The 4699-nt window shown below is 71.8% G+C and carries 3 protein-coding genes; all 3 read right to left on the bottom strand.

Annotation, left to right across the window (positions count from 1 at the left end):
- Positions 1–157: 157 nt before the first annotated feature.
- The gene (locus SSOG_RS20460; protein ID WP_009716154.1) at positions 158–1915 is read right to left on the bottom strand and encodes a membrane protein; all 1758 of its coding nucleotides are present in this window, start codon (positions 1913–1915) and stop codon (positions 158–160) included.
- A gap of 1 nt (position 1916) precedes the next feature.
- Positions 1917–3335 carry an ATP-binding protein gene (locus tag SSOG_RS20455; protein WP_009716153.1) on the bottom strand — a complete coding sequence of 473 codons (1419 nt, stop codon included), beginning with the start codon at positions 3333–3335 and terminating at the stop codon, positions 1917–1919.
- A 63-nt stretch (positions 3336–3398) separates the two neighbouring features.
- Positions 3399–4699, bottom strand: a 1301-nt coding sequence (locus SSOG_RS20450; protein ID WP_063631581.1) for an SCO6880 family protein, incomplete at its 5' end; no start/stop codon positions are given.

Raw genomic sequence — 4699 nt, 5'->3', positions numbered from 1 at the left:
GCAGGGGGGACCCTGTGGGAGAGTAGGACGCCGCCGAACAATCTTTAGCCTCGGTCCCGAGCATTTCATGCTCGGGGCCGAGGCATTTTTGCGTTCAGCGCCAGCTCAGCGCTGTCTGGCTGTCTGCTGTCCGGGGACTTCCTACCCGGCCCTGTCCCTATCCGACCAGCGTGCGGTGCGGCCACCGGGCTCGTGCCTGCTCCTGCGAGCGCATCAGCGCCAGCGTGGGCAGTCCCTGGGCGGCGCCCTGGGCCAGGAGGTCCGGCAGCGCCGGGAGGGGCGCCACGGCGGCCACGTCGTCCAGCACCAGGGTGAGTGGTGGGTCGAGCCGACCGGAGGATGACCGTTCGGCCATGCGCCGGCCGTGCTCGACCACGGACGAGGCGAGTGCGGTCAACAAGGGCATCGCACCCGGATGCGACCGGGGGTCCTCGATGGATTCCCCCATCAGGTAGAGCGTTCCCCCTTCACCGATGAATGACTCCAGGGCGAGCGCATCCGCGCGCCCCGGATTGCACGCGTCCCGAATGTGGATAGAGGAGAGTGCGCCCAGCGCACGCGCCGTCAGCTCCTGGGCCATATCGCGGCGTTCCGGGTGAGCGGTGAGGGTGGCTTCCAGTTCGCCCGCCGCGCCGCCCGCCGCCTTGGAGTGCGTACGGAGGATCCGTACCGGCTCATGAGCGGAACTGCCTTGTGCCCAGCGGTGTACGTGGCGGAAGGGGCGGCCGTCCACCGCGGCGGCGTGCAGCCAGCAGCGCAGCATCGTCTCCGCGGCCTCCGCCAAGGGCTGGTCCATCGCGTGCGCGGGACGTACGGGGGCCAGGAGGGCGGCGGCGCGGGCGGCCGCGACCTCGCGGGAGCCGCACCCGTCCGCCGGGTTCCAGCGCAGCCGGGCGGGGGTGTCGAGGAGGTGGGACGGGTCGAAGACATGAGTTGGCCCGAACTTGGCGCGGGCGTCCTTGGTCGCGGCCCACAGCTCGGGGTCGCTGGTGAGGGTGAGGACGGGGCCGACCGCCTCCAGGATGGCCTGGGTGGCGGCGTCGCCGCGCTCGGCGCCGAAGAGGACGCGGGACCGGGCCGGTTCCCCGCCGGGGCGGAACAGCCCGGTGGCGAGGTCGGCGTCGGGGGCGGGCGCTACGAGGTCTTGGGGGTTGTCCGGGCCGTACGGGGTGGGGGAGGGCGCCTCGGTGGGTTCCGTGCGCTCCGTGCGCTCCGTGCGCTCCGTGCCGACGGGGCCGGTTGCCGTCTCGTACGCCGCGACTGGCGGGGCGACGGCCTCGACCGGGTCCGCGGAGCGGTGCGTGGCGCTGCCGTGGGGCGTGACCGCGTCGCGGGCGCCGTGCGCGATGGCGCTGCCGGGGGCGGTGGGGCCCGTACCCGTCCCGTGGTGGGGCGGGGCGGGGGCTTCCGGTTGTGCGTCCTTGCCCTCAGGGGCGTGCGCGGGGCCAGGGGCCTGCTCCGTACCCGTGCCGTTCGTACCGTCCGCAGCGCGCTCCGCGGCCTCCGCACGGGCGGCGCGGCGCTTGGCGCGGACCAGCCGGTAGCGGGTCAGCGTGCCGATCGCGAAGACCGCGAGCACGATCAGGACCATCAGCTCGCTGATGAAGACGCCCCAGAACAGCCCGTATCCGGAGAGCTGGGCCTTCGGGGTGGCGGGCCAGGCCGCCGCCAGGTCGTGCGGTTCCTCCACCAGATGGCGCAGCGCCAGGGGAGTGTGCAGGAAGGACAGGCCGTCCGGCCAGGCGCCGTGCGCGAAGAGCGCGGACAGGCCGGTCGCCGACCAGATCAGCCCGATCAGCCCGAGCAGAAAGGCGAAGAGGCCGATCAGCAGCCCGTCCGGGATGCCGCCCTGGGGGGTCGGCTGTCTTCCGTGGCCGTGCTCCGCGGGTCCGCCGCGGTACTGCCCCGCCGCCACGTCAGGCCACCGTGGAGCCGTACGACGGACCGCCGTACGGGTCCGCCTCCGCCGCGGCCTCGACCGCCGCTGCCGCTCGCTCCTCGGCCTCCGCCTCGGCGGCCAGCTGGATGGCGATCCCGTCCTCGGTCATCGCCCGGTCGGTGTAGACGAGGGGGCGCTCGGCCTCGGTGATCAGGTGTTTGACGACCTGTACGTTGCCGTTGACGTCCCAGACCGCGATACCGGGGGAGAGCGTCGGAATGATCTCCACCGCCCAGCGTGGCAGGCCCAGCACCCGCCCGGTCGCCCGGGCCTCGTCCGCCTTCTGGGCGTAGATCGTCCGGGTCGAGGCCATCTTGAGGATCGCCGCGGCCTCGCGCGCCGCCGCGCCGTCGACCACGTCGGACAGATGGTGGACGACGGCGACGAAGGACAGGCCGAGCCGTCGGCCGAACTTCAGCAGCCGCTGGAAGAGCTGGGCCACGAAGGGCGAGTTGATGATGTGCCACGCCTCTTCGACCAGGAAGATGCGCTTCTTGCGGTCGGGCCGGATCCAGGTGTGCTCCAGCCAGACGCCCACGATGGCCATGAGGATGGGCATCGCGATCGAGTTGCGGTCGATATGGGACAGGTCGAAGACGATGAGCGGCGCGTCGAGATCGATCCCGGCCGTGGTCGGACCGTCGAACATGCCGCGCAGGTCACCGTCGACCAGCCGGTCCAGCACCAGGGCGACGTCCAGGCCCCAGGCCCGTACGTCGTCCAGGTCGACGTTCATCGCCTCCGCCGACTCCGGTTCGGGGTGCCGCAGCTGCTCGACGATGTCGGTCAGCACCGGCTGACGGTCGGTGATGGTCTCGTTGACGTAGGCGTGGGCGACCTTGAGGGCGAAGCCGGAGCGCTCGTCGAGCCCGTGCCCCATCGCGACCTCGATGATCGTGCGGAGCAGGGCCAGCTGACCGGTCGTCGTGATCGACGGGTCCAGGGGGTTGAGCCGGATGCCGCCGTCGAGGGCCGCCATCGGGTCGAGCCGGATGGGGGTTATCCCCAGCTCCTGGGCGATCAGGTTCCACTCGCCGACCCCGTCCTCGCCCTGCGCGTCCAGCACCACCACCTGGCGGTCGCGGAACCGGAGCTGACGCAGTACGTACGTCTTCTCCAGGGCCGACTTGCCGTTGCCGGACTCCCCGAGCACCAGCCAGTGCGGGGCGGGCAGCTGCTGGCCGTACAGCTGGAACGGGTCGTAGATGTAGCCCTTCCCGGAGTACACCTCGCGCCCGATGATGACGCCCGAGTCGCCGAGGCCCGGTGCCGCCGTCGGGAGGTAGACGGCCTGCGCCTGCCCCGTGGACGTACGGACCGGCAGCCGGGTCGTCTCCACCTTCCCGAACAGAAAGCTGGTGAACGCGTCGGTGACGGCGGTCATCGGATCGGCCACGGCGGAGCCCCTATCGTCCCAGTCCCAGTCGTCTTCTCACGGCTATCGATCAGATGCGGTCGGCTAACGGCGGATACCGGTCGCGAACGGCAACGTGTTCACAAACGCCCGGTGGTGCTCACGGTCGCACCACTCCAGCTTGAGATAGCTCTTCCCCGCCGAGGCCCGGATGGTCCGCTTGTCGCGGTTGAGCCCCTCCGGCGAGCGGGAGGAGACGGTGATGTAGCCGACCAGATTGACGCCTGCGGCGCCGCTGGCCAGGTCCTCGCCCCGCTGGTCGAGCCGGCCGTGCGCGGCGATGTCGCGCGGGTCCACCGTACGGTTCATCTTCGCGGCGCGGCTGGCCTCGGCCTCGTCGTTGACCTTTTCGGTCAGCATCCGCTCGATAGCGATCTCCGTGGGCTCCAGATCCATGCAGACGGCGACCGTACGGATGACATCGGGGGTGTGGACGAGCAGCGGGGCGAGGAAGTTCACCCCGACCGGCGTCATGGGCCATTCCTTCACCCAGGCGGTGGCGTGGCACCACGGCTCGCGGGTGCTGGACTCGCGGGTCTTCGCCTGGAGGTAGGTGGGCTCCATCGCGTCCAGCTCGGCGGGCCAGGCGTTGCGCTTGGTCATCGCCTGGATGTGGTCGATGGGGTGGTCCGGGTCGTACATGGAGTGGATGAGCGAGGCCAGCCGGCCCTGCCCGAGGGGCTGGCGCACACGGATGTCGGCCTCGGCGAGCCGCGCGCAGATGTCGGTCAGCTCGCGCGCCATGATCACGGCCAGGCCCGCGTCCTTGTCGATCCTGCCGCCACCGCCGCTGCGCCGGGTGGCGCGCGCGATGGCCTGCGCCTCGGCGGCCAGGTCGCGGGTGTAGTGCATGCAGGCGACGAGGTACGCGCGGTGCTGCTCGGAGGAGGTGGAGACCATCGACTGGAGCTGGTCGTACGAGTCCTTGAGCCAGTCCGGGGAGCCGTTGTCGCCGCGCCGCTCGACGTCCTTGGCGTGCGCGTCCGGGTCGGCGGGGAGGGTGCGGGCCAGCATCTGGAGGCGCGTCACGAAGCCGTCGCCGTTGGCCACGTGCTTGAGCAGCGTGCCGAACCGGTCGACCAGCGCCTCCTGGTCCTCGCTGTCCCGCAGGCCGACGCCCGGGCCCTCGATCTCGATCGCGGCGGTGACGGTGCGGCGGTCGGCGTGCAGCAGGACGGCGATCTCGTCCGGGCCGAACGGCGCGGCCAGCCAGTTGATCCGGCCGATGCCGGGGGGCGGGCCGACCTCCACCTCGCGGCCGTCGAACCGGGTACCGGCCTCGGCGGCGCCGGAGCGGTAGCCGGTGGTGCCCTTGCGGACGCTGCGCCGGTACGAGCGGTTGATCT

This window comes from Streptomyces himastatinicus ATCC 53653, from assembly GCF_000158915.1.
Lineage (GTDB): Bacteria > Actinomycetota > Actinomycetes > Streptomycetales > Streptomycetaceae > Streptomyces > Streptomyces himastatinicus.
This window is presented reverse-complemented; position numbering and strand designations above follow the sequence as displayed.